Source organism: Flavobacterium salmonis, assembly GCF_903819435.1.
Taxonomy (GTDB): Bacteria; Bacteroidota; Bacteroidia; order Flavobacteriales; family Flavobacteriaceae; genus Flavobacterium; species Flavobacterium chungangense.
The window spans coordinates 1-296 of sequence record NZ_CAIJDP010000005.1 but is presented as its reverse complement, the minus strand read 5'-3'; the positions used below and the strand labels follow the sequence as shown (position 1 = coordinate 296).

The following is a 296-nucleotide window of genomic DNA, read 5'->3' as shown; positions in this document are numbered from 1 at the left end:
CTGCGTTCTCTGCGATTGAAGCTGTTCCGCTAAGTGTTACCGTTGGGGTGGTCTCGTCATCAGTGATCGTTACCGTTGCCTGAGTTGTACTGCCCGCCGTAGCTCCTGTAACATTCGTGATATCGATGATTACGGTTTCGTTTCCTTCGTACAGGGTATCATCGGTCGGATCAATGGTGATCGTGCCGGTCAACTGGCCTGCAGGGATGGTGATTGTTGTATTGCTTGCTGTATAATCTCCTGCCGAAGCTGTTCCTGTAAAGCCTAAGCTTACTACCGTATCGGTAGTCGTAGCC

At 50.7% G+C, this 296-nt stretch carries 1 protein-coding gene; it reads right to left on the bottom strand.

The window, feature by feature from the left end:
• Positions 1-296, bottom strand: a 296-nt coding sequence (locus tag FLACHUCJ7_RS00025; protein WP_394367944.1) for a Calx-beta domain-containing protein, incomplete at both ends; no start/stop codon positions are given.